This is a genomic window from Ornithinibacter sp. (assembly GCF_035443565.1).
Lineage (GTDB): Bacteria > Actinomycetota > Actinomycetes > Actinomycetales > Dermatophilaceae > Fodinibacter.
In genome coordinates, this window is sequence record NZ_DAORSO010000438.1 from 1 (window position 1) to 1,053 (window position 1,053).

General features: G+C 73.4%; 1 protein-coding gene. It reads right to left on the minus strand.

What is annotated here, in order from left to right; all coding sequences use genetic code 11:
- Positions 1-11 precede the first annotated feature (11 nt).
- Complete coding sequence (locus PLL68_RS15795) at positions 12-902, minus strand: oxygenase MpaB family protein (RefSeq protein ID WP_324535730.1); 891 nt, start codon at positions 900-902, stop codon at positions 12-14.
- Positions 903-1,053 lie beyond the last annotated feature (151 nt).

A 1,053-nucleotide genomic window follows, 5' to 3' on the forward strand; every position in this document is an offset into this window, starting at 1 on the left:
GGTGACCGTCCTCAGCTGAGGTCGGCGGCGAGCTGGCGTTCCTGCGCCACCCCTGACATGGCCCAGCGCACCGCTCGGGTCCCGAAGCGGCCGATGCCCGTGGCGACGGGTGCCAGCGGGCGCGCCATCTGCAGGCCGAGCGAGTCCCGGGCCCACTCGGGCAGCACGGCGACCCCTCCCGTGGTGATCAGGCCGTACCCCGGTCGCGCCACCAGCGGCAGCGGGGGTTGCAAGAGCAGGAAACGGGCGGCATCGCGGGCGGCATCGGTGGCCTCGAGGTCGGGACGGTATGCCGTGAGCGCTCGTTCCAGCCCGGCCACCGTTGTGGGGACCTTCGTGGCCCCGAGCAGGCGCGCGACGACGGCGGCCTGCTCGACGTAGGTGTCGGCCTCGGCCGCCGTGAGCGGCTCCACGGCAAATCGCTGGTAGGCGGTGAGGAACGAGTACGCCTCGGCGACGTGCACCCACGACAGGAGGTCGGGGTCGCTCGCACGGTAGGGCCGGCCCCGCTCGTCACGACCGCGCACCCGCTCGTGGATGGAGCGGACTCGCGCGATGGTCTGCTCGGCGTCCTCGATGGTGCCGAACGTCGTCGTGGCCAGGAAGTGGGAGGTGCGCTGGAGGCGACCCCACGGGTCTCCGCGGTAGCCGCTGTGACCGGCGACCCCGGCCATGGCCAGGGGGTGCAGCGACTGGAGGAGCAGCGCGGCGACCCCACCGGGGAACATCGACGCGTCGGCGTGCACCCGCCACACCGGGTCCTGCGGGGTGAACCACCGCTGACCGGGTTTGCCCCAGATCACGGCGGCCCGCTGTGCCGCGTCATCGCCGGCGACCCTGGCGCGCAGGGCTGCGCCGAGTCGCTGCTGAGCGCGACGGGACAGGTCGGTGACGGGCAGCATGAGGCTCCGATCGGCGAGGGGACAGGGTCCGCACGATCCAACGTCGTGCGACCCGGCATCCGCGCGCCTGTCTAACCGTGACGCCGGTCACACCACCGCCGACACGTCGAGCACCCAGGGGGCTCGCGCGCTCGTGGGTTCGTGCAGGGCC